The organism is Promicromonospora sp. NPDC059942 (assembly GCF_042731755.1).
In the GTDB taxonomy this organism is placed as follows: domain Bacteria; phylum Actinomycetota; class Actinomycetes; order Actinomycetales; family Cellulomonadaceae; genus Promicromonospora.
The window spans coordinates 516,270-533,984 of record NZ_JBHWLR010000002.1 but is presented as its reverse complement, the minus strand read 5'-3'; the positions used below and the strand labels follow the sequence as shown (position 1 = coordinate 533,984).

The following is a 17,715-nucleotide window of genomic DNA, read 5'->3' as shown; positions in this document are numbered from 1 at the left end:
GCGGAAAGCCGTACAGGCCGGTGCGGACGTCCCCAGGGAGCTGTCGGCCGGGGCGGGCGCAACGACGCACTTCCGGCCTTCTCAGCCCGGGCTTTGCACCCCGCGAAGCCCCTTCCTAGGCTGCTCCGGTGCGCATCTTCCTCGCCGGCGCGACCGGCGTGATCGGGTCCCGTCTGCTGCCGCTGCTCGTCGCTGCCGGCCATGACCTCGCCGGGACCACGCGCTCGCCCGAGCGCGCGGACCTGATCGTGAGCCTCGGCGGCAGCCCGGTCGTCGTCGACGTGTACGACGCGGCAGCGCTCACGGCCGCAGTCGCCGCGTTCCGGCCCGACCTGGTGATGCACCAGCTCACCGACCTCCCCGACGACGTCGCGGCGATCCCGTCGCGCGCTGCGGCGAACTCCCGCATCCGCACCGAGGGCACGGCCAACCTGCTCGCGGCGGCACGGGCCGCGGGCGCGCCCCCCGTGCTCGCGCAGTCCATCGCCTGGACGCCGCCCGGCCGGGGCGACGCCGTGGCCTGGCACGAGGCCGCCGTCCTGGACGCGGGCGGGGTGGTGGTCCGGTACGGCCAGCTCTACGGCCCGGGCACGTACTTCGAGACGGAGCCGCCCGCCCACCCGCGGATCCACGTGGACGACGCCGCGAGGCTGACCGTGCCGCTGCTGAACGCGGAGCCGGGGGTCGTCGTGCTGGCGGATCTGCTGGACTGACCCGGGCTGCCCCTGGGGCTCAGGGCCGGCCGCCCAGGTCGTGCAACCACCCGGCGATCTGAGCCAGGTCACCAGCAGTCACCCCGACCGCCGGGTCCACCCCGTGCAGCAGTGCCGCGCCCGGGTGCTCGTCCGCGACCCACAGCCGGTCGGAGTCACTGATCACGTCGTCCACCCACACGAACGGCCGCCCGGCAGCGATCCGGACCAACGCCCTCGTCTTCCATTGCAGGCGGTCGTCCCCGATGTCACGGGAGTACGCGGGGAGCTCGGCGACCGGCAGGCGCGGCAGGCCCAGCAGAGGCGAGACGACGTCGTTCACCGCATCCATCCACGCTGTCGCCCACACCAGGTCGCACTCCAGCTCCACCAGCAACGGACCGAGCGAACCATCGACCTGCGCCAGCCAGGGGTTGGACGGCGCGGTCCACACCGCCGGCGCACCGGGCACGGACGGCCCTCCCGGACCGCCGAACGGGAGCAGTGTCCCGTCCACGTCAAGGAACAGGACGGGTCGCGCTCCGTCGGGCATCCCCGCACGATACCTACCGGTGAGCGGTGCGGGTCGTCACCGTCGGGACGGGCCGCCCAGATCGTCCTGATGGATCAGGCTCGAGCTCGTCGACAGCGCCTTGACGCCCATGCGGGACCGCGCCGCCGCGTAAAAGGCATCACGGGCGCGTCGGAGCTTGAGCGCCTCGCTGTCCCAGCCGTCGCCGTCGAACTCGGTGTCGATGCCTACCCGCGCGAACCCCTCCATCCGCTTGGCGGCAGCTCGCATCCTGCGCGCCGCGGCGACCGTGTCGGTGTCCGCCAACAGGCAGAGCTCCTCCCACGCGTCGGTCACGGCACGATCCAGTTCCTCGCCCGACAGTCGAGCGAGGCCGGCCACGGGATCGACCGGCGGCGTCGTGGCGCCGGGCCGGTACCCGGCGGTGATGCCCGCGACCAGCTGCGAGTACCGGCGCAGCGCCCTCGTGTACCGCAGGCAGGCGTCGTGAAACCTCTCGCGACGCCAGCGCGCGGCGTCGGTGGCCATGGTCGTCGCGAGCGTCCCGACGACGCCGAGCGTGACACCGATGAGGGCGGGAAGCTGCGCGAGGAGGTTGTCCACGGCACCAGGATCACATAACGCCCAAGCCGGACACGCCTAGGCGGTCCCGCCCCCACCGCAGTCGCTCACCACAGCCCGCGCTTGGTGCGCCTGCTGCTCCCCCACAGTCGCTTGGTCAGGTTCTTGCTCCGGCCCTTCGTCGTGCTCCCCCAGAGCCCGCGCTTCCAGCTCTTCGCACGAGACTTCCGACCCCACAGACCAGCCATCAGCGACCCCCTCGCGTACGGACAGGCCTTCAGGCTACGCATGCCTCACGCGACGTGAAATCACACCGGACCTGGTTGACATCCCGGTCCACCTGGTCATGCGTTCCGTCGTCGGCCGCGTAATACATCGGGACGACGGCGTCGGCGGTCCCTAGACTGACCCGACCCCGCCCACCCCTGGGCAGGACCCACCCGTACGATTCCCGAGGAGAAGCCCCGCGTGTCCCACGTCGTCGCGATCAAGGACCAGGTGGAGGCGGCCGTCCGGGCCGCCCTGACCGAGGTGCTCCCGGCCGAGCTGGCCGGCACCGATCCGGTGGTCCGACGATCCGACCGCGCCGACTTCCAGGCGAACGGCCCGCTGGCCGTCGCCAAACGCGTCGGCCGTGCCCCGCGCGACCTCGCCACAGCCACGGCCGACCGCCTCTCCGCCGCCCGCACCGAACCCGACCCAGGCGCCGAGCCCGCCGCCGGCACCCCCGTCACCCCCGAGGTCTCCGGCCCCGGTTTCCTCAACCTCACCGTCCCTGCAGCGACCCTCTGGCGGCAGGTCGCCGCGCGCCTCGCCGACGAGAACCTTGGCATCACACCGATGCGCACCGGCGAGCGCACCGTCATCGACTACTCCGCGCCCAACGTGGCCAAGGAGATGCACGTGGGCCACCTGCGCTCCACGATCATCGGCGACACCCTCGCCCGCGTCCTGGCGCACCTCGGCTCGACCGTGATCCGGCAGAACCACGTCGGCGACTGGGGCACGCAGTTCGGCATGCTCATCCAGTACATCGACGAGCACCCCGAGCAGTCCTGGCAGGGCGAGGCATCGATGTCCGCCCTGGACGCCCTCTACCGGGCGGCCCGGGCCGAGTTCACCGCGGACCCGGCCTTCGCCGACCGCGCACGCGCCCGCGTGGTCGCGCTCCAGTCCGGCGACGCCGCCACGCTGGCCACCTGGCGCGAGCTCGTCGCCGAGTCCGAGGCCGCCTTCCAGGCGGTCTACGACCGCCTCGGCATCCTGCTCACCCCGGCCGACGCCGACGGTGAGTCCCGCTACAACGCCGACCTCCAAGGCGTCGTCGACGAGCTCGTGGACCAGCGCATCGCCGTCGACTCCGACGGCGCCCTGTGCGCCTTCACCGAAGGCGTCGTCGGGCCGGACGGCGATCCGGTCCCGCTGATCGTGCGCAAGAAGGACGGCGGCTTCGGCTATGCAGCCACCGACCTCGCCACGCTGCGCCTGCGCGTCGAGGAGTACCGGGCCACCCGCATCCTCTACGTCGTCGACGCGCGGCAGGCCCTGCACTTCCGGATGGTCTTCGACGTCGCGCGCCGCGCCGGCTGGCTGCCCGACGACGTCGCCGCGACCCACGTCCCGTTCGGCACCGTCCTGGGCGCCGACGGCAAGCCGTTCAAGACGCGCGACGGCGGCACGGTGCGCCTGAACGACCTGCTGGACCAGGCCGTCGAGCGGGCCCGCGCGGAGCTGGCCGAGAAGGACCACGGCCTCACGCCGGCGGAGTTCGAACGCGTGGCGCAGGCGGCGGGCATCGGCGCGGTGAAGTACGCCGACCTGTCGAACACGCGCACCAAGGACTACGTCTTCGACGTCGACCGTATGGTGGCGCTGAACGGCAACACCGGCGTCTACCTCCAGTACGCGCACGCGCGCGTCCGCTCGATCCTGCGCAAGGCGGCCGACGCCGGGGTCGCGATCGGCCGGCCGATCGACCCGGCCCTCCCCCTGCATCCCGCGGAACGGGCGCTGGCCCTCACGCTGGACGAGCTCTCCGTGACGCTCGACGACGTCGCCGGCACGCTCGAACCGCACCGCCTGGCCGGCTACCTGTTCGGCCTGGCCCGCGCATACACCGAGTTCTACGACCAGTGCCCGGTCCTGCGGGCGGACGACGACGGCGTCCGCGCCAACCGTCTGGCGCTGTGCGAGCTGACGGGCCGCACCCTGGCGACCGGGCTCGACCTGCTGGGGCTCGCCGCACCCGACCGGATGTGACGCCGATGAGTCCCGCGGCGCGGACCGGTCTGCCCCCTCGTACCGCACCCGCGACACGAGGGGAACACCATGCCCGCCACCTACACGTTCGACGTCTTCTCCAGCCTCGACGGCTTCGGCGCCGCGGGCGAGGACTGGACGGGCTACTGGGGCAAGCAGGGCCCTGAGCTGCTCGACCGCCGTCTGACCGAGTACGACGCCGACCAGCGCCTGGTGCTCGGGGCCACCACCTACCGCGCGTTCGCGCAGATGCTGGCCTCGAGCACCGAGAACCCGGAGGTGCTCGACCCGTGGGTCACGAAGATGTGGAACCTGCCGACGACAGTGGTGTCCTCGACGCTGGAGAACCCGCTCGACTGGCCGGACGCCACGGTGGAGAACGGCGACGCCGTCGACGTCGTCGCCCGGCTCAAGCAGGAGTCCGCGGTGCCGCTGCGGTCGCACGGCAGCCTGTCGATGAACCGGGCGCTGCTCGCCACGGGCCTGGTCGACCGCGTCCAGGTGACGCTCTTCCCGGTCGTCACCGGGCAGACCGGGCTGGACCCGGTCTTCCAGGGCGCCGCGGACCTCGACCTCGAGCTGATCGAGCACCGGACCCTCGACGGCAGCATCCAGGAGCTCGTCTACGCGCCGACCCTGCACTGACCTGCCCAGGAGGACATCCCCACCCCACCACGGCGGTAAACCCCATGGTCGAGGCACCCAACAGATCCATACCGTCGTGCCATGCCGATCGCACGCTCACGCCCCGCCCCGAGGCAGGCGTTCCTCCTGGCCGGCGCGGCCCTCGCGACGCTCGCCGGCCTCCACCTGCTTCCGGGCTCCGCGGGCGTGGACCCCGTCCGCGACCTGATGTCCGAGTACCCGGTGCGCACGGCGGAAGCGGGCGTGGCCTACACGTTCGCGCTCCTCGGTGCGAACGCCGCCGTCGTTCTGCTGGGCATCCATTGGACACGGGACGGGCTCCTGCGGTCCCGGCCCGTGGCGGCGACGTTCCTTGCCACCTGGTGCCTGAGCCTGCTTGGGCTGACCGTGTTCCTCAAGGACCCTGTCGGCGGCCCGGGTACCTGGTACGGGACGGTCCACCTCGTGTGCACCGTCGCGAACTTCGTGAGCCTTCCCGCGCTCTGCGCCCTGCTGTGGTGGCAGCACCGTCGCGAGTCGCGCTGGCACGGGCACGCCACCACGGCGGGCGTCGTCGCGGGTCTCAGCCTGGCCTGCATGGCGCCGTTCACGGTCGCCCTGCTGACCCGCGGCGAGCCGGGATCGCTCACCGACGCGGGACTGGGCCTGACGGAGCGAGCTGTCGTGATCCTCGACGTCGTGGCCGTCGTCGCGCTGACCCGGTGGTCCCGCCAGGTAACCGAGCAGTGCGGCACCGGATGACCCAGGGGTCAGCGGCTCCGGCTGCCCACCCCGCCGTCGGGCGCGATCTCCGAAATGCGCGCGAGGTCCTCGGCGGTGAGGCGCACCTGGGCCGAGGCGTTGTTCTGAGTGACGCGCTCGGCGTTGCGGGAGCCCGGGATCGGCACCACGTACTCCTGCTGCGCGAGCAGCCAGGCGAGCGCGAGCTGCGAGAGCGTGACGCCCTTCTCCGCCGCCACTTCCGACAGCCGGCGCGCGATCTCCACGTTGGCGTCGAAGTTCTCCGGCGCCCACCACCCGATGAGCTGGCGCACGTCGTCGGGCGTGTACCGGTCGCGGGACTGGACCGCGCCGCTCAGGAACCCACGGGCCAGCGGCGAGTACGCGGCCAGCCCGATGCCGAGCTCCTCCAGGACGGGCAGCAGGGACTCGGGCTCCCTGGCGAAGATCGAGTACTCGTTCTGCAGCACCGAGATCGGGTGCACGGCGTGCGCCCGGCGGATCGTGTCCTCGTCGGCGTTCGAGAGTCCGAGGTACTTGACCTTGCCGGCTTGCACGTACTCCTGCATCACGCCCACGACGTCCTCGATCGGGACGTTCGGGTCGGGCACGTGCTGGTAGAGCACGTCGATCGTGTCGATGTCCAGGTTCCGGAGGCTGTTGTCGACCACCTCGCGGATGTGCTCGGGGCGCGAGTCGGAGCCGTACGTCGACGTGAACCCGAACTTCGTCGCGATCACCACCTCGTCCCTGATCGGCGCGAGCGCGTGGCCGAGCAGCTTCTCCCCCACGCCCCAGCCGTACAGCTCGGCGGTGTCGAAGAAGGTCACGCCCTCGTCGTGGGCGCGGCGGATCGCGGCGATCGACTCGGTGTCGTCGGTCGGCCCGTAGGCCATCGCCGTCCCCATCGCGCCGTAGCCCAACGCGGAGACCGTCAGACCCTGCTTGCCCAGCGTGCGTTGCTCCATGGTTCCCACTCCTTGGTCGAGGGCTCTTGGTCGAGGGTCGGCTCCTAGACTCCGACCGCGAACCCACGTGTCACCATACGCCCATCCTGTCAGTGTCTGACACAAGTGGCACAGGCGCTACCCTGGGGGACATGTCGAGCACGACGAGCAGCGGACCGAGCAGCGGCCGGACCCTGCGCGAGATCAGCCGCGACGCCGTGCGCGCGCGCATTACCGAGATCGCGCTCGAGCTGTTCGCCGAGCGCGGCTTCGAGCAGGTGACGGTCGAGCAGATCGCCGCCGAGGCGGGCATGTCCGCGCGCACCTTCCACCGTTACTTCCCCGCCAAGGAGGACGTCGTGATCGGCGACCCGGCACGCGGCGGCGAATTCGTGCGCGGCGTCCTGGCCGGCCGCCCCCAGGACGAGCCCGTCTGGGACTCGCTGCACCTCGCCTTCGAGGCACTCGTCGCCCAGGCACCCCCCGGGGGCGGGGACGACGAGCGCGGCAAGCGCGCCATGCGCGTGATGGTCAGCGCTGCCTCGCTCCGGGCCCGCAGCCTGGAGAAGCACCTCCTGTGGGCGCGCATGCTCACACCGCTCGTCGCCGCCCGCCTGTCCGACGACGACGCCGCGTTCCGTGCCGAGATCATCGTCCAGTCGGCCCTCGCCTGCTTCGATGTCGCCCTCACCGCCTGGGCGAACGCCGAGGACGGCACGACCGCGGGCGAGCTGCTCGAACGCAGCTTCGCGACGCTCCGCCCCCAGACCTGACGGCATCGCGGCCGGGTGGCGTCAGCGGAACTCCGCCACGACCTCGATCCGCCCCACGATGTTCGCGTTCAGCTCAACCAGGTCCTCCGCGGGGATCCAGTACTCGAGGATCGTCCGCCCGCCGACCTGCTGGACCTCGTACCGGTCGAGAAACTCGGCGGCGACGTCGAACCGGGTCACGTAGCCCGCGCCGCTGGCCTTGACGTTCCAGTCCCGCGCGATGCGCGTGGCGTACTCCTCGTTCAGGACGGGGTAGAAGATCGGCTGGTCAGGGAGCCGCGGGGGCCAGGCACGCCAGTCCGACTCCTCGACCAGGGCCAGCTCCTGCGGCCCGGTCGGCCGCCACAGGGTCACCGTCTTCATGGGCGGGATCCTGACACGGCCGGCACCGGTTGATCGAGCTGCTATCGGGCCCGCGGTCAGCCCGGGTCGACGGTCCGGAACCGCACGAAGTCGACCATGTCGTCGTCCGCGACGTCCGGGTAGTAGTACGTCCGCAGCGCCGTGCGCAGCTCGTCGGCGGTGCAGCCCTCCAGGGCCGCCTGGGCATCGGTGATATCGGCGAACCGGACGTGCTCCACGGAGTCGACGACACCGGGCAGCGCCCGGTACCGGTCCTCGAACTCAAACATCAGCGTGACCGGCCCTGGGACGGCCGGATCGTCGAACCGCGTGGTGGCGGTCTTGCCGCCGTCGACCACGCTCGTCCAGTGCTGCGGGCTGAACCGCAGCACGCGCGGCGGGTCGGCGTCCGGGTGCCGGGACGGGTGCGGAGCAGGTCACGGGCGGGGACCGAGTACGGCCGGTCGTCGCCGGGCACGATCACGCGACAGTCGGGCTGCTGGTCGAGCAGCACCTGTCGGCACCGCCCGCACGGGGGCATGACACCGCGGCCCTCGTCGCCGACTGCGACGATCAGCGCGATCGGGCCGGAGCCGGCGGCGGCCGCCGTGCCCAGCGCCACGAGCTCGGCGCACGGCCCGCCCGTGAAGTGGCCGACGTTGGCGCCGGTGTGGACGTCACCGTGGACGTCCATCACCGCCGACGCCACGGTGTGCAGATAGGCCCCGTCCTCGGGGAGCCGGGCGACGACCTCGAGGGCCGCATCGATCAGCCGTCGCTCGGCCGCGGTGAGCAAGGGGTCGGTCGCCGTCGTCATGCACGGGATCCTGGCACGGCCGGCACCTGCGCACCGAAGGCTTTATCCGTCCGCCCCGATCCGTGCCGCGACGTCCGCCGGCAACGCGTACGGCGTCTCCTGCGGCAGCGCGGGCGAGCCGCCTGCAGTCAGCTCGGCGCGCCAGGCCCGGACCTGGTCGGTGACGTCGTCCAGCCCGACCACCCACTCGTCCACGTAGGCGTCGACGGCGACGCCGCCGATCCCGACCTGCAGGGACCGGTGCTCCAGCGCGCGGCCCGACGGCGTCCGCTCCGGGTCCCACTGGACCCGGACCGGGCTGGACGTCTTCTGCGCGGCCCAGGCCGCGGCGTTGTCGTGCAGCGAGCGGTCGAAGTGGCTCAGGGTGGCCAGACTGAGCGCCTGCTCGAAGCCGGTACGCGACATGCGCACCGCGAGGACCCGCTCCTGGCCGGGCTTGGTCGCCCAGCCGCAGCGGTACATCATCCAGCAGAACGAGGGCTTCACCCAGGTCATCCGCTCGCGCTTGAACGGCGGCACGAACCGCGCACCTGTCGCTTCGGAGTGCTCATCGGCGGATGACGGTACGCATCCGGGCGTCGTCGGGCCAAGGTGATTGTCCCGCTCCGGAACCACCCAGTCGGTGTCCAGGCAACCACCGGATATCACCGTTGTGATGTCGGGGTTACGGCTATTAATGGCGACCTGTCGCAGAGTTCGGTCCTGGAATGTCTTGGTTCATTCCACGTGTTCCAGCTCACGTTCCGATTGACAGGATGAAAACCCCGTCTGACGCTATTTCGCGGTGAACCCACGCTTACGTGCAACACCATTGTTCCGGCGGAGCGATTCGAGGGGAAACACAATGATCCGAGGATTCCGTGTCATGAGTCGTGCGGGAACGGTGCTGGCCATCTCGGCCGGCCTGGTCTGCACGGCAGCAACAGGTGCGAGCGCGATGGTGCAGCCAGGGGCCTACCTGCCCGCGGCCCACCTCATCGGCGCGACCGACCCGGTCGACGCCCCGGCAGCCGACGCTCCCGTCGACGCCCCAGCAGCCGACGCCCCGGTGGACGCGCCGGTGCCCGACGTTCCCGTCGACGCACCCGTGCCGGACGTGCCGGTCGACGCACCCGTCCCGGACGTCCCCGTGGACGCCCCGGTCCCTGATGTGCCGGTCGACGCACCGGTCCCCGACGTTCCCGTGGACGCGCCCGTCCCGGACCTTCCCGTCGACGCCCCGGTGCCTGACCTGCCGGTCGACGCACCCGTGCCCGACCTGCCGATCGATGCGCCGGTCCCCGACCTGCCGATCGACGCACCGGTCCCGGATCTTCCGGTCGATGCCCCGATCCCCGACCTCCCGGTCGACGATCTCCCCGTGCCGGCCCTCCCGGTCGACGACCTTCCGATCCCGGAGCTTCCGGTCCCGCTGCCGCCGACCGGCGGCCTCCTGAGCTCCCTGCTGGACGCGGTCGGCGGCCTGCTCAGCACCCTGCTGGGCGCGCTCGGCGGCGGGCTTCCCGTTCCGCTGCCCGTGCCGCTCCCCGTCGGATGAACATGACGCCGACGTCGGCGCCGTGAGAAACATCTGATAAGCACAGGTGAGGCCCTTTTCCGGAGTTCCGGGAAAGGGCCTCACCGCATTTTGAACAATCGTCCAGAACTACCCTGACCCGCGTCACCGCGCAGGAATCACGGATCAGTCGAAGACCAAGGTCCGGAAGGCATCACGCACCGCCGTGAGCGGGCTGCGGTCGCGGTCGTAGTACAGCTTGTTGGTCAACAACAGTGCCCAACGCTCCTGCTGGGGCGAGATCCACATGCCACAGCCGGTGAAGCCGTAGTGCACCCAGACATCGGCCGAGAGATCGGCTCCCGGCGCTGGATGCCAGAACAGGCCTCGCGCGGGTTCGAGCGCGCCGGTGTGCACCCTCAGGGACTCCTTCGTCCAGGGCGTGCCGAACCCGACCTGACGCGCCGCGCCGGATGTGTCCAGGAGGTAGCGAAGAAAGACTGACAGGTCGCCAAGCGTCGTGAAGGCGCCGGCGCTACCGCAGACACCGCCCAGGAGCCGCGCGGAGAAGTCGTGGGCGACGCCCTTGAGGTGCGCGCCGAGGTCCTGATCGAGTTCCGTCGGCGCACTCCGCCCGGCGACGTCCGCAGGCAACGGCCCGAAGCGGGTGGAGTCCATGCCCAGCGGCTCCCACACACGCTCCCTGGCAAACTGGTCGAGGCGCTGACCGGAGAGATGTTCGACCAGGAACCCGAGAATGATGGCCGCCCGGTCCGTGTAGTCGACAGCCTCGCCCGGCGTCCGGTTCAAGGCTTCGCGCAGGACTCCTTCGCGGATCTCCTGGAGGTCGGTGCCATAGAGATTCTTGAGCTGAGCCCTCAGTGGAAGCCCGGCCGTATGGGTCAAGATCTGATGGGCGGTCACGGATCCGAGGGGATAGCCGTGGACCTCCGGCCAGAAGGCGCCGAGAGGCCTGGCGAGATCGAGTGCCCCCTCTTCCCACAGCGTGCCGACGGACGACCACACCGCGATGAGCTTGGTCAGGCTGGCGACGTCGAAGATCGTGTCCGACGCCATCTGCACCTGCGGGTCGTCAGGATCCAGGACTCCGACGACACCGTGCGCGTCGTAGCCGGCAGCCCCGCCGATCGCCCACACGGCGCCAGGGAAGACCCTGTTGCGCACGCCCTCGTCCAGAAGTTCTTCGATCCGATCCGTCATCGTCCCCCGTTCTATCCCACACCTGGATCCGACAGCTGTCGTAGGTACTGGAGCCTGGCACGAATTGCTACGCTCTGCGCACCGTCCACGCAGGTCAGTGGGCCAAAGGGCCGATCGGTTGGAGTGTCCAGCGATGTCTGACGTCGGGCGGCTGGTCAGGGAACGCGGGCTGGTCGTGCTCTCGCAGGTGACCGCGACGGAGTTCCTGGACACGATGTCCCAGCTTGTGCCTGATGTGGGCCGGCGGCGGCCGGTCGGTCGTGCGCCTCGTCCCAGCGGTCGTGGTGGGCGTTCTCATGTGCCTCCTTGCCGCTCAGTTCGTCGGCCTGGTGGACGTGGTCCCGTGAGCGGTCCACGAGTAGCGCCCGGGGCATCGTCGGATACCTTGAGCCCGTGCCCGACCTCCTGATCGCCCAGCGCCACACGGCCCACCTCGACCGGGTCGTCGAGGCGCTGCGGCAGGTGCACGAGAGCGACGGCTACCCGATGGTCTGGCCCGACGACCCGGTCGCCTGGCTCACTCCTACGGGGACGATCGCGGCGTGGGTCGCACTTGCCGACGGCGTCGTGGTCGGCCACGTCATGCTCGTCGCCGCCGACGGCGTCGAGCACGTCGAGGACCTCGCGACCGCCGCGCGGACGACCGTGACCGGGCTCGCCGGCGTGAGCCGCCTGTTCGTGACACCGAAGGCGCGCGGCTCGCGCATCGCCATGGCACTGCTGGAGCGCATCGAGGACACGCCCACCCGGCGCGGACGGCGGCTCGTGCTCGACGTCGTGGACGACGGCGGCGCGGCCGTCCGCCTGTACGAGCGCCTCGGCTGGGTGCGGGTGGCCTCGGGGCCGGCCGGCTGGACCGGCCCCGACGGCGTCCGCCCGCGGACGGCCGCCTACCTCTGCCCCCGCTGACCGGGTCAGGCGGAGCGGGCGCCGAGCCAGGGGGCGAGGTGGTCCTCGCGCCACAGCCACTCGACGCCGGCGGCGGCCTCCTCGGGCGTGCACAGCGCCGCCTGGAACGCCTCGCGCAGCCGGCGCCGCTCGTCGTCCGGCCCGACGGCGCCCGCGCCCGCCCCGGCATCGCTGACACCGACCACCACGATCCGGGTGTGCGGCGGCGTGCCCGCGCAGACCTCCGACCACGGGCCCAGGTCGCCGACCGCGAGCTGACCGCCCGCGCCGTCCCACAGGCAGGCGAGGCCGGGCCGGTCGGCCACGTGGAAGACGCCGCGGGCCCGCAGTCCGCCCGCGCCGAGCGACTCGATGTGCTCCACCAGCCGCTCCGGGTGGAACGGCAGCGGTGAGCGCAGCTCCAGCGTCCAGCTCCGGTCATCGGGGACGCCGCCCAGGCCGCTGACGACGACGGCGCCGAGCGGGTGCGCCCGGTGCTCGGCGCGCGCCGGCGAGTGCGTGGCGGCGGCGAGCCCGGCGGCCGACAGGGCGTGCAGCCCGTTCACCCGCCGTGTCCCGGCGCCGCGGAGCCGGTCCAGCAGGCCCGACGCCGTGGGCGGCAGCGACACGTCGGCGGGCCCGGCCGGCGAGCCGTGGGCCACCACGAGGTCTGCCTGCTCGATCTGGGCCGCGAGCGCCTCCCCCACCGAGCGCTCGTCGCCGCTGGTGAGGCCGAGGCCGCGTTCGAGCAGGGTGTCGTCGCCGAGCAGGTCGTGCTGGAGGGTGTCGGCGTCGACCACGGTGAAGGACGTGGCGATGCGCGTGTGGTCGAGCGCGCCGCCGCGTGCGGTCTCGGTCGTCAGCGAGCGGGCGGCGGGCAGGGGTTCGGCGCTGATGGGGAGCGCGAGCAGCACGTGGGACCAGCGGCCGTCGCAGGCGAGGCGCGCGATGGTGGGGACGGCGTCCTCGCGGACGGCGCAGGACAGGCAGGCGTGCTCCAGCGGCACCAGCACGTCCTCGAGGACGCCGGTGGCGTCGAGGACGACGCGCCGCAGGTGGTCCTCGTAGATGTCGTGCCGGGCGGCGACGACGCCGGGTGTGTCGGTGAGCAGACCGAACAGCGCGGAGTCGCGCAGCACGGGGTCGGTGGTGGCCAGGACGCTCACCGGGATGATTCCGCGGCGGTCTCCGGTTCGGTACATGCTGCCTCCTCGCCCGGGGGCAGGCCCCGGAATAATTGATAACCGTTCTCAGTTCTGGTTCACTGTAGCGCGATATGAGAACGGTTCTCACCAGCGGCGGCCAGTCCGTCGCCACAGGAGGTCATGTGTCAGCCAGATGCCAGGTGCTGGGCACCGTCCCGGGGTTCGGTCACTCGATTTCGCACTCGCACGTGCGGACCAAGCGGCGGTTCGACCCCAACATCCAGAAGAAGCGCTACTGGGTCCCGTCGCTCGGCCGCAACGTCACGCTGCGGGTGAGCGCCAAGGGCATCAAGACCATCGATCGCAAGGGCATCGACGTCGTCGTCGCCCAGATCCTGGCCAGAGGGGAGAAGGTCTGATGGCCAAGAAGTCCAAGATCGCCGCCGACGAGCGGCGGCGCGAGATAGTCGCCCGGTACGCCGAGCGCCGCGCGGAGCTGCGCCGCACCCTCCGCAGGCTGGACCTGCCGCCCGAGGAGCGCCAGGCAGCCGCCGCGGAGCTGTCGACCCAGCCGCGCGACGCCAGCCCGACCCGGCTGCGCAACCGCGACGCCGTCGACGGACGGCCCCGCGCGTACTCGCGGAAGTTCGGGCTCTCCCGGATCCGCCTGCGCGAGATGGCCCACCGCGGCGAGCTGCCCGGGGTGACCAAGTCGAGCTGGTGAGACCGGCCGGCACCCCCGACGGCCCCGCCGTCGCCCACCCGCTACGCAAGGAGTGACACATGAAGGTTCGCGCATCGCTGCGGTCCCTCAAGGACAAGCCCGGCGCCAAGGTCGTGCGCCGGCACGGCAAGACGTTCGTGATCAACAAGCTCAACCCGCGCTGGAAGGCGCGGCAGGGCTGAGGACAGGAGACAAACCATGAAGCAGAACCTTCACCCCACCTACGGCCCCGTGGTCTTCCGGGACGCGAGCGCAGGCTTCACGTTCCTGACCCGCTCGACGCTCGCCGGCAGCACGGACTCCGGTCCCGGCCGCCCCACGGCGACCATCGAGTGGTCCGACGGCCAGACCTACCCCGTGGTCGACGTCGAGATCAGCAGCGCCAGCCACCCGTTCTGGACCGGATCGGCCCGCGTGGTCGACACCGCCGGACGCGTCGAGAAGTTCCGGCAGCGCTACGCCAAGCACAACACGAGCAACAACAGCAAGGGTGGTAACTGATGGCCTCGCGTACCGACCTTCGTCCCGTGATCAAGCTCCGCTCGACGGCGGGCACCGGGTTCACCTACGTGACCCGCAAGAACCGGCGCAACGATCCTGACCGGCTCGTGCTGCGCAAGTTCGACCCCGTCGCGCGGCAGCACGTCGACTTCCGCGAGGAGCGCTGATCGATGGCGGTCCCCAAGCGGAAGATGTCCCGGTCGCGGACCCGGTCCCGCCGCTCGCAGTGGACGGCCCTCGTGCCCGACCTGGTCGCGGTGACCGTGGACGGGCGCCAGGTGCGCATCCCCGCGCGGCTCGTGCCCGCGGTCCGGCGCGGCCTGGTCGTCCCCGACTGAGACCCGCACCCCGCTGAGCTCGTGGAGCACAGCAGCACGAACGCCCCGGCGCCACAGCGCCGGGGCGTTCGTCGTGTGCCGGGTCAGCGGACGAGCGCACCCGCCTCGACCCGGACCTCGACGCCGGCGGCGAGCTCGTCGGCCCAGTCCTTCGCCGCGTGCCCGGTCGCGTCCACGACCAGCACGTGCCCGATCCGCTCGTTGTTGTCGCCCGGCCGCACCACGCGGCCGGGCGACGGCGTCTCGTGGCCGAGCACGCGTCCGTCGTCCGCCAGGCGCTCCGCGCCCCGGACCTCCCGCACGACGCCGCCCGCCGGGGCGAGCAGGAACGTGACGGCCGCGCTGGTCGCGACCGACGGGCCGGGCACCGGCTCGCGCCCGAGCGCCAGGTCCACCAGCACCCGCAGCGGGTTGAACCCCGTCACGAGGCGGACCAGCTCGAAGATGTACCCGCCGCCCTGGCGCGGGTTCAGCTCGATCAGCCGGGGGCCGGCCGCGGTGAGCCGCACCTCCGTGTGGCTGATGCCGTGCGTCAGGCCGACGGCGGCGAGCACCGCGACGACGTGCGCCTCGATCGCCTCCCGTTCCTCGGGCGTCAGCGGGGCCGGGAACAGGTGCCCCGACTCGACGAAGCCCGACCCCGCCTCGACGCCGGGCTCGGCGACCGACTTCGCGGTGATGCCGAGCACCCGTGTCACGCCGTCGCGGGTCACGGACTCGACGCTGTACTCCGGGCCCTCGACTACCCGTTCGAGCAGCGCGAGCCGCTCCAGCGGCTGGTCCCGGGTGTTGCGCTCCGGCCCGGTCGCCTCGGCGAAGGCCACGGCGAGCCCGGCCTCGTCGACGACCTTGCGCACCGCCGTGCCGGAGTTCATGTCGACCGGCTTGACCACGAGCGGGTAGCCGAGGCTCGCGGCCTCCTTGCGCGCCTGGTCCCAGGTGGCGGCCACCGCGAACGGCACGTCGGGCACTCCCCCGGCCGCCAGCGCGTGCCGCACCAGGTGCTTGCGCGTCGCGGTGCGCAGCACGTCGGCGGGCGCCCCGGGCAGGCCCAGGCCTTCCGCGACGTGGGCGACGGCGGGCAGGTAGTAGTCGCAGGTCGTCAGCACGCCGTCGACCGGCCGGCGTGCCGCGCTCTCCCGGGCCGAGACCTCCCGGGCCGCCGCGAGCAGGACTGCGTCGTCGTTGGTCTCGGCGACCACCACCTCGGCGGCGAGCGCCAGCACCGGGTGGGGCGTGCCGTCGGGCAGCCGGTACAGGTCGGGGTCGCGGGTGATCAGCACGTACTCGTGGCCGGCGTCGCGCAGCAGGGGCGGGAGCATCAGGCCGGTCGACTGGAGCCAGCTCTCGATCATCAACAGGTTCGCCACGTCAGCACGCTCCGCGCGTGCTGACGCGAACGAGAGTCGTTCTCAACATGGCGCACAGCCTGCCACGGATCCCGGGGCCGTACTCGTCGGGCGGGTACGGCCTGTGGAAAAGAGCCGCCCCGCGCTCCGCTACAGCACCCCGTCCGGCAGCGCCGGGTGCTCGTCGGCGGGCGGCTTGGGCCGCGGGATGAGCAGCGCCAGGACGGTGCACACGAGCGACGCGAGCAGGCCGAGCAGCAGGGCCGTGCGGAACGCGTCGCCGGACGGCACCGGGACTCCCTCGAACTGTGCGCCGCCCGCCGCGAGCACGCCGCCCACGACGGCGGCGGCCGACGTAGTGCCCAGGGACCGCATCAGGGTGTTCAGCCCGTTCGCGGCGCCCGTCTCGTGCGACGGTACGACCTGCATGATGAGGGCGGGCATGGCCGCGAACCCTAGTCCGATGCCGACGCCGACCACGATGTTGACCACCAGCACGTGCCACACGTCGAGGTCGACCACGACGGCGATCACGTAGGAGACCGCGATGACGGCGGCCCCGGACGCGAGCAGCGGCTTGGCCCCGAAGCGGTGCGCGAGCCGCCCCGAGACCGGCGACATGGCGAGCATGACCAGGCCGGACGGCATGAGGATCAGGCTGGCCTGCATCAGGGTCAGCCCGAGGCCGCCGGCCGCCGTCGGCAGCTCCAGGAGCTGCGGGAACACCACGTTGGACGCGAACAGCGCGAAGCCCATCGCGATCGAGGCGAGGTTGGTGAAGAGCACGGTGCCGCGCGCGGTCACCCGCAGGTCCACCAGGGGCTCCTCGATACGCAGCTCGTACCAGCCCCACACCAGCAGGACGACGAGGCCGCCGAGCAGCAGCCCGAGCGTGCGCGGCGAGCCCCAGCCCCAGTCGTTGCCGCGCGAGACCGCCAGCAGCACCCCGGTCAGGCCGATCGCGAGCCCGACCACGCCGACGACGTCGAGCCGGCCGCCCGCGCGCAGCGTGCTGACGGGCACGACCCACGCGACCAGCGCCAGCGCGAGCAGGCCGATCCCGGCCGCCACCCAGAACACCACGTGCCAGTCGTAGCGCTCGGTCACGAACGCGCTGATGGGCAGGCCGAGCGCACCGCCGACGCCGAGCGTCGCGCTGACCAGGGCGATCCCCGACCCGAGCCGGTCCCGGTGCAGCACGTCGCGCAGGATCGAGATGCCGAGCGGCACCACGCCCATGCCCATGCCCTGCAGCCCCCGCCCCACGATCAGGAGCACCACGGACGGCGACAGCGCCGCGACCACCGAGCCCAGCGCCAGCAGGCCGAGCAGCACGAGCGCGACCGTCTTCTTGCCGTACATGTCGCCGAGCCGTCCCGAGATGGGCGTGCAGATCGCCGCCACCAGCAGCGTCACGGTGATCACCCAGGCGGTGACGTCACGCGAGACACCCAGGAGGACCGGCAGCTCCGCCTGGATCGGCAGCAGGATCGTCTGCATGAACGACGCCCCCATGCCCGCGAACGCGAGCACCGCGATGACCACCCCCGGCCGGGGCATGCGGGTGAGACGGGAACGGTCGCCAGGGGGAAAGCGGAATCTCATGTGGGGCAGACGATCCTTCGACGAGGGGGCGGGTTCCGCGCACGCGAGCGGCCGCAGCACGAGGTCCGCGCGGCGCGAGGGGGATGCCTGCACCTTACATAGTTGCCCGCGCGAACCACGCGGTGCGCCGTGCGGGCAGTACAGGACCGAAGCTGACCTCT

At 72.0% G+C, this 17,715-nt stretch carries 24 protein-coding genes; 13 read left to right on the top strand and 11 right to left on the bottom strand.

The window, feature by feature from the left end; genetic code table 11:
* Nucleotides 1-128: 128 nt before the first annotated feature.
* Entirely contained in the window at nucleotides 129-713 is a 585-nt protein-coding gene (locus ACFV9Q_RS04920; protein WP_377233422.1) for an NAD-dependent epimerase/dehydratase family protein, read from the top strand.
* A gap of 19 nt (nucleotides 714-732) precedes the next feature.
* Here the strand turns inward: ACFV9Q_RS04920 and ACFV9Q_RS04915 are convergent, their stop codons facing one another.
* Both ACFV9Q_RS04915 and ACFV9Q_RS04910 read right to left on the bottom strand, forming a co-directional pair.
* On the bottom strand, nucleotides 733-1,245 hold the full coding sequence (locus ACFV9Q_RS04915) for a hypothetical protein (RefSeq protein WP_377233421.1): 513 nt from the start codon (nucleotides 1,243-1,245) through the stop codon (nucleotides 733-735).
* 36 nt (nucleotides 1,246-1,281) lie between these two features.
* A complete protein-coding gene (locus tag ACFV9Q_RS04910) occupies nucleotides 1,282-1,827 on the bottom strand; it encodes a hypothetical protein (protein WP_377233420.1) in 546 nt (181 codons plus the stop codon).
* 426 nt (nucleotides 1,828-2,253) lie between these two features.
* Here ACFV9Q_RS04910 and argS point away from each other — a divergent pair, with 426 nt between their 5' ends.
* From argS to ACFV9Q_RS04895, 3 genes are all read left to right on the top strand, one after another.
* Nucleotides 2,254-4,044, top strand: a complete 1,791-nt coding sequence (gene argS / locus ACFV9Q_RS04905; RefSeq protein ID WP_377233419.1) for an arginine--tRNA ligase — start codon at nucleotides 2,254-2,256, stop codon at nucleotides 4,042-4,044.
* A 69-nt stretch (nucleotides 4,045-4,113) separates the two neighbouring features.
* Nucleotides 4,114-4,689: a dihydrofolate reductase family protein gene (locus ACFV9Q_RS04900; RefSeq protein WP_377233418.1), complete on the top strand. Its 576-nt coding sequence runs from the start codon at nucleotides 4,114-4,116 to the stop codon at nucleotides 4,687-4,689.
* An 81-nt stretch (nucleotides 4,690-4,770) separates the two neighbouring features.
* Complete coding sequence (locus ACFV9Q_RS04895) at nucleotides 4,771-5,430, top strand: DUF998 domain-containing protein (RefSeq protein WP_377233417.1); 660 nt, start codon at nucleotides 4,771-4,773, stop codon at nucleotides 5,428-5,430.
* A gap of 8 nt (nucleotides 5,431-5,438) precedes the next feature.
* On the opposite strand, the gene ACFV9Q_RS04890 is transcribed toward ACFV9Q_RS04895, so the two are convergent.
* Nucleotides 5,439-6,377, bottom strand: a complete 939-nt coding sequence (locus ACFV9Q_RS04890; RefSeq protein ID WP_377233416.1) for an aldo/keto reductase — start codon at nucleotides 6,375-6,377, stop codon at nucleotides 5,439-5,441.
* 131 nt (nucleotides 6,378-6,508) lie between these two features.
* On the opposite strand from ACFV9Q_RS04890, the gene ACFV9Q_RS04885 reads away from it, so the two are divergent.
* A complete protein-coding gene (locus ACFV9Q_RS04885; protein ID WP_377233415.1) occupies nucleotides 6,509-7,129 on the top strand; it encodes a TetR family transcriptional regulator in 621 nt (206 codons plus the stop codon).
* A gap of 21 nt (nucleotides 7,130-7,150) precedes the next feature.
* On the opposite strand, the gene ACFV9Q_RS04880 is transcribed toward ACFV9Q_RS04885, so the two are convergent.
* The 4 genes from ACFV9Q_RS04880 to ACFV9Q_RS04865 are packed head-to-tail and all read right to left on the bottom strand — an operon-like array spanning nucleotide 7,151 to nucleotide 8,807.
* A complete protein-coding gene (locus ACFV9Q_RS04880) occupies nucleotides 7,151-7,492 on the bottom strand; it encodes a hypothetical protein (protein WP_377233414.1) in 342 nt (113 codons plus the stop codon).
* A gap of 56 nt (nucleotides 7,493-7,548) precedes the next feature.
* On the bottom strand, nucleotides 7,549-7,830 hold the full coding sequence (locus ACFV9Q_RS04875) for an ASCH domain-containing protein (protein ID WP_377233413.1): 282 nt from the start codon (nucleotides 7,828-7,830) through the stop codon (nucleotides 7,549-7,551).
* A complete protein-coding gene (locus ACFV9Q_RS04870; RefSeq protein WP_377233412.1) occupies nucleotides 7,761-8,288 on the bottom strand; it encodes a cytidine deaminase family protein in 528 nt (175 codons plus the stop codon). The genes ACFV9Q_RS04875 and ACFV9Q_RS04870 overlap by 70 nt, the downstream gene beginning before the upstream one ends.
* A gap of 42 nt (nucleotides 8,289-8,330) precedes the next feature.
* On the bottom strand, nucleotides 8,331-8,807 hold the full coding sequence (locus tag ACFV9Q_RS04865) for a DUF4291 domain-containing protein (RefSeq protein WP_377233411.1): 477 nt from the start codon (nucleotides 8,805-8,807) through the stop codon (nucleotides 8,331-8,333).
* A 346-nt stretch (nucleotides 8,808-9,153) separates the two neighbouring features.
* Between ACFV9Q_RS04865 and ACFV9Q_RS04860 the strand changes: the two genes are divergently transcribed.
* A complete protein-coding gene (locus ACFV9Q_RS04860) occupies nucleotides 9,154-9,825 on the top strand; it encodes a hypothetical protein (protein WP_377233410.1) in 672 nt (223 codons plus the stop codon).
* Between the two features lie 144 nt (nucleotides 9,826-9,969).
* Here ACFV9Q_RS04860 and ACFV9Q_RS04855 read toward each other — a convergent pair whose 3' ends face one another.
* Nucleotides 9,970-11,004, bottom strand: a complete 1,035-nt coding sequence (locus ACFV9Q_RS04855) for a serine hydrolase domain-containing protein (protein ID WP_377233409.1) — start codon at nucleotides 11,002-11,004, stop codon at nucleotides 9,970-9,972.
* Nucleotides 11,005-11,397: 393 nt separating this feature from the next.
* Between ACFV9Q_RS04855 and ACFV9Q_RS04850 the strand changes: the two genes are divergently transcribed.
* Nucleotides 11,398-11,913 carry a GNAT family N-acetyltransferase gene (locus tag ACFV9Q_RS04850; RefSeq protein WP_377233408.1) on the top strand — a complete coding sequence of 172 codons (516 nt, stop codon included), beginning with the start codon at nucleotides 11,398-11,400 and terminating at the stop codon, nucleotides 11,911-11,913.
* A 5-nt stretch (nucleotides 11,914-11,918) separates the two neighbouring features.
* Here the strand turns inward: ACFV9Q_RS04850 and ACFV9Q_RS04845 are convergent, their stop codons facing one another.
* Nucleotides 11,919-13,094, bottom strand: a complete 1,176-nt coding sequence (locus ACFV9Q_RS04845) for a GTP-binding protein (RefSeq protein WP_377233407.1) — start codon at nucleotides 13,092-13,094, stop codon at nucleotides 11,919-11,921.
* Nucleotides 13,095-13,219: 125 nt separating this feature from the next.
* Here ACFV9Q_RS04845 and rpmB point away from each other — a divergent pair, with 125 nt between their 5' ends.
* Genes rpmB through rpmF form a run of 6 tightly spaced genes read left to right on the top strand, consistent with a single transcriptional unit; the run spans nucleotide 13,220 to nucleotide 14,600 of the window.
* Nucleotides 13,220-13,456 carry a 50S ribosomal protein L28 gene (gene rpmB / locus ACFV9Q_RS04840; RefSeq protein WP_026365262.1) on the top strand — a complete coding sequence of 79 codons (237 nt, stop codon included), beginning with the start codon at nucleotides 13,220-13,222 and terminating at the stop codon, nucleotides 13,454-13,456.
* Nucleotides 13,456-13,761, top strand: a complete 306-nt coding sequence (rpsN, locus tag ACFV9Q_RS04835; RefSeq protein ID WP_377232391.1) for a 30S ribosomal protein S14 — start codon at nucleotides 13,456-13,458, stop codon at nucleotides 13,759-13,761. Before rpmB ends, rpsN begins: the two co-directional genes overlap by 1 nt.
* 59 nt (nucleotides 13,762-13,820) lie before the next feature.
* Nucleotides 13,821-13,943, top strand: a complete 123-nt coding sequence (gene ykgO / locus ACFV9Q_RS04830; protein ID WP_020013141.1) for a type B 50S ribosomal protein L36 — start codon at nucleotides 13,821-13,823, stop codon at nucleotides 13,941-13,943.
* Nucleotides 13,944-13,959: 16 nt separating this feature from the next.
* Nucleotides 13,960-14,262, top strand: a complete 303-nt coding sequence (locus ACFV9Q_RS04825; RefSeq protein WP_377232392.1) for a type B 50S ribosomal protein L31 — start codon at nucleotides 13,960-13,962, stop codon at nucleotides 14,260-14,262.
* Entirely contained in the window at nucleotides 14,262-14,429 is a 168-nt protein-coding gene (gene rpmG / locus ACFV9Q_RS04820; RefSeq protein ID WP_285106734.1) for a 50S ribosomal protein L33, read from the top strand. The genes ACFV9Q_RS04825 and rpmG overlap by 1 nt, the downstream gene beginning before the upstream one ends.
* Nucleotides 14,430-14,432: 3 nt before the next feature.
* Nucleotides 14,433-14,600 carry a 50S ribosomal protein L32 gene (gene rpmF, locus ACFV9Q_RS04815; protein WP_377232394.1) on the top strand — a complete coding sequence of 56 codons (168 nt, stop codon included), beginning with the start codon at nucleotides 14,433-14,435 and terminating at the stop codon, nucleotides 14,598-14,600.
* Between the two features lie 83 nt (nucleotides 14,601-14,683).
* On the opposite strand, the gene ACFV9Q_RS04810 is transcribed toward rpmF, so the two are convergent.
* Together ACFV9Q_RS04810 and ACFV9Q_RS04805 are read right to left on the bottom strand one after the other, a co-directional pair.
* Complete coding sequence (locus ACFV9Q_RS04810; RefSeq protein WP_377233406.1) at nucleotides 14,684-15,970, bottom strand: ATP-grasp domain-containing protein; 1,287 nt, start codon at nucleotides 15,968-15,970, stop codon at nucleotides 14,684-14,686.
* Nucleotides 15,971-16,099: 129 nt separating this feature from the next.
* Nucleotides 16,100-17,509 carry an MFS transporter gene (locus tag ACFV9Q_RS04805; RefSeq protein WP_377233405.1) on the bottom strand — a complete coding sequence of 470 codons (1,410 nt, stop codon included), beginning with the start codon at nucleotides 17,507-17,509 and terminating at the stop codon, nucleotides 16,100-16,102.
* Nucleotides 17,510-17,715: the final 206 nt, after the last annotated feature.

Bases quoted from the DNA above. Each gene is read 5' to 3' on its own strand.
- rpmG (WP_285106734.1), top strand. From the start codon at position 14,262: ATGGCCTCGCGTACCGACCTTCGTCCCGTGATCAAGCTCCGCTCGACG.
- rpmF (WP_377232394.1), top strand. From the start codon at position 14,433: ATGGCGGTCCCCAAGCGGAAGATGTCCCGGTCGCGGACCCGGTCCCGC.
- ACFV9Q_RS04880 (WP_377233414.1), bottom strand. From the start codon at position 7,492: ATGAAGACGGTGACCCTGTGGCGGCCGACCGGGCCGCAGGAGCTGGCC.
- ACFV9Q_RS04870 (WP_377233412.1), bottom strand. From the start codon at position 8,288: ATGACGACGGCGACCGACCCCTTGCTCACCGCGGCCGAGCGACGGCTG.
- ACFV9Q_RS04805 (WP_377233405.1), bottom strand. From the start codon at position 17,509: ATGCCCCGGCCGGGGGTGGTCATCGCGGTGCTCGCGTTCGCGGGCATG.
- ACFV9Q_RS04855 (WP_377233409.1), bottom strand. From the start codon at position 11,004: ATGACGGATCGGATCGAAGAACTTCTGGACGAGGGCGTGCGCAACAGG.
- ykgO (WP_020013141.1), top strand. From the start codon at position 13,821: ATGAAGGTTCGCGCATCGCTGCGGTCCCTCAAGGACAAGCCCGGCGCC.
- rpsN (WP_377232391.1), top strand. From the start codon at position 13,456: ATGGCCAAGAAGTCCAAGATCGCCGCCGACGAGCGGCGGCGCGAGATA.
- ACFV9Q_RS04890 (WP_377233416.1), bottom strand. From the start codon at position 6,377: ATGGAGCAACGCACGCTGGGCAAGCAGGGTCTGACGGTCTCCGCGTTG.
- ACFV9Q_RS04915 (WP_377233421.1), bottom strand. From the start codon at position 1,245: ATGCCCGACGGAGCGCGACCCGTCCTGTTCCTTGACGTGGACGGGACA.
- ACFV9Q_RS04860 (WP_377233410.1), top strand. From the start codon at position 9,154: ATGAGTCGTGCGGGAACGGTGCTGGCCATCTCGGCCGGCCTGGTCTGC.
- ACFV9Q_RS04900 (WP_377233418.1), top strand. From the start codon at position 4,114: ATGCCCGCCACCTACACGTTCGACGTCTTCTCCAGCCTCGACGGCTTC.
- ACFV9Q_RS04825 (WP_377232392.1), top strand. From the start codon at position 13,960: ATGAAGCAGAACCTTCACCCCACCTACGGCCCCGTGGTCTTCCGGGAC.
- ACFV9Q_RS04885 (WP_377233415.1), top strand. From the start codon at position 6,509: ATGTCGAGCACGACGAGCAGCGGACCGAGCAGCGGCCGGACCCTGCGC.
- ACFV9Q_RS04845 (WP_377233407.1), bottom strand. From the start codon at position 13,094: ATGTACCGAACCGGAGACCGCCGCGGAATCATCCCGGTGAGCGTCCTG.
- ACFV9Q_RS04895 (WP_377233417.1), top strand. From the start codon at position 4,771: ATGCCGATCGCACGCTCACGCCCCGCCCCGAGGCAGGCGTTCCTCCTG.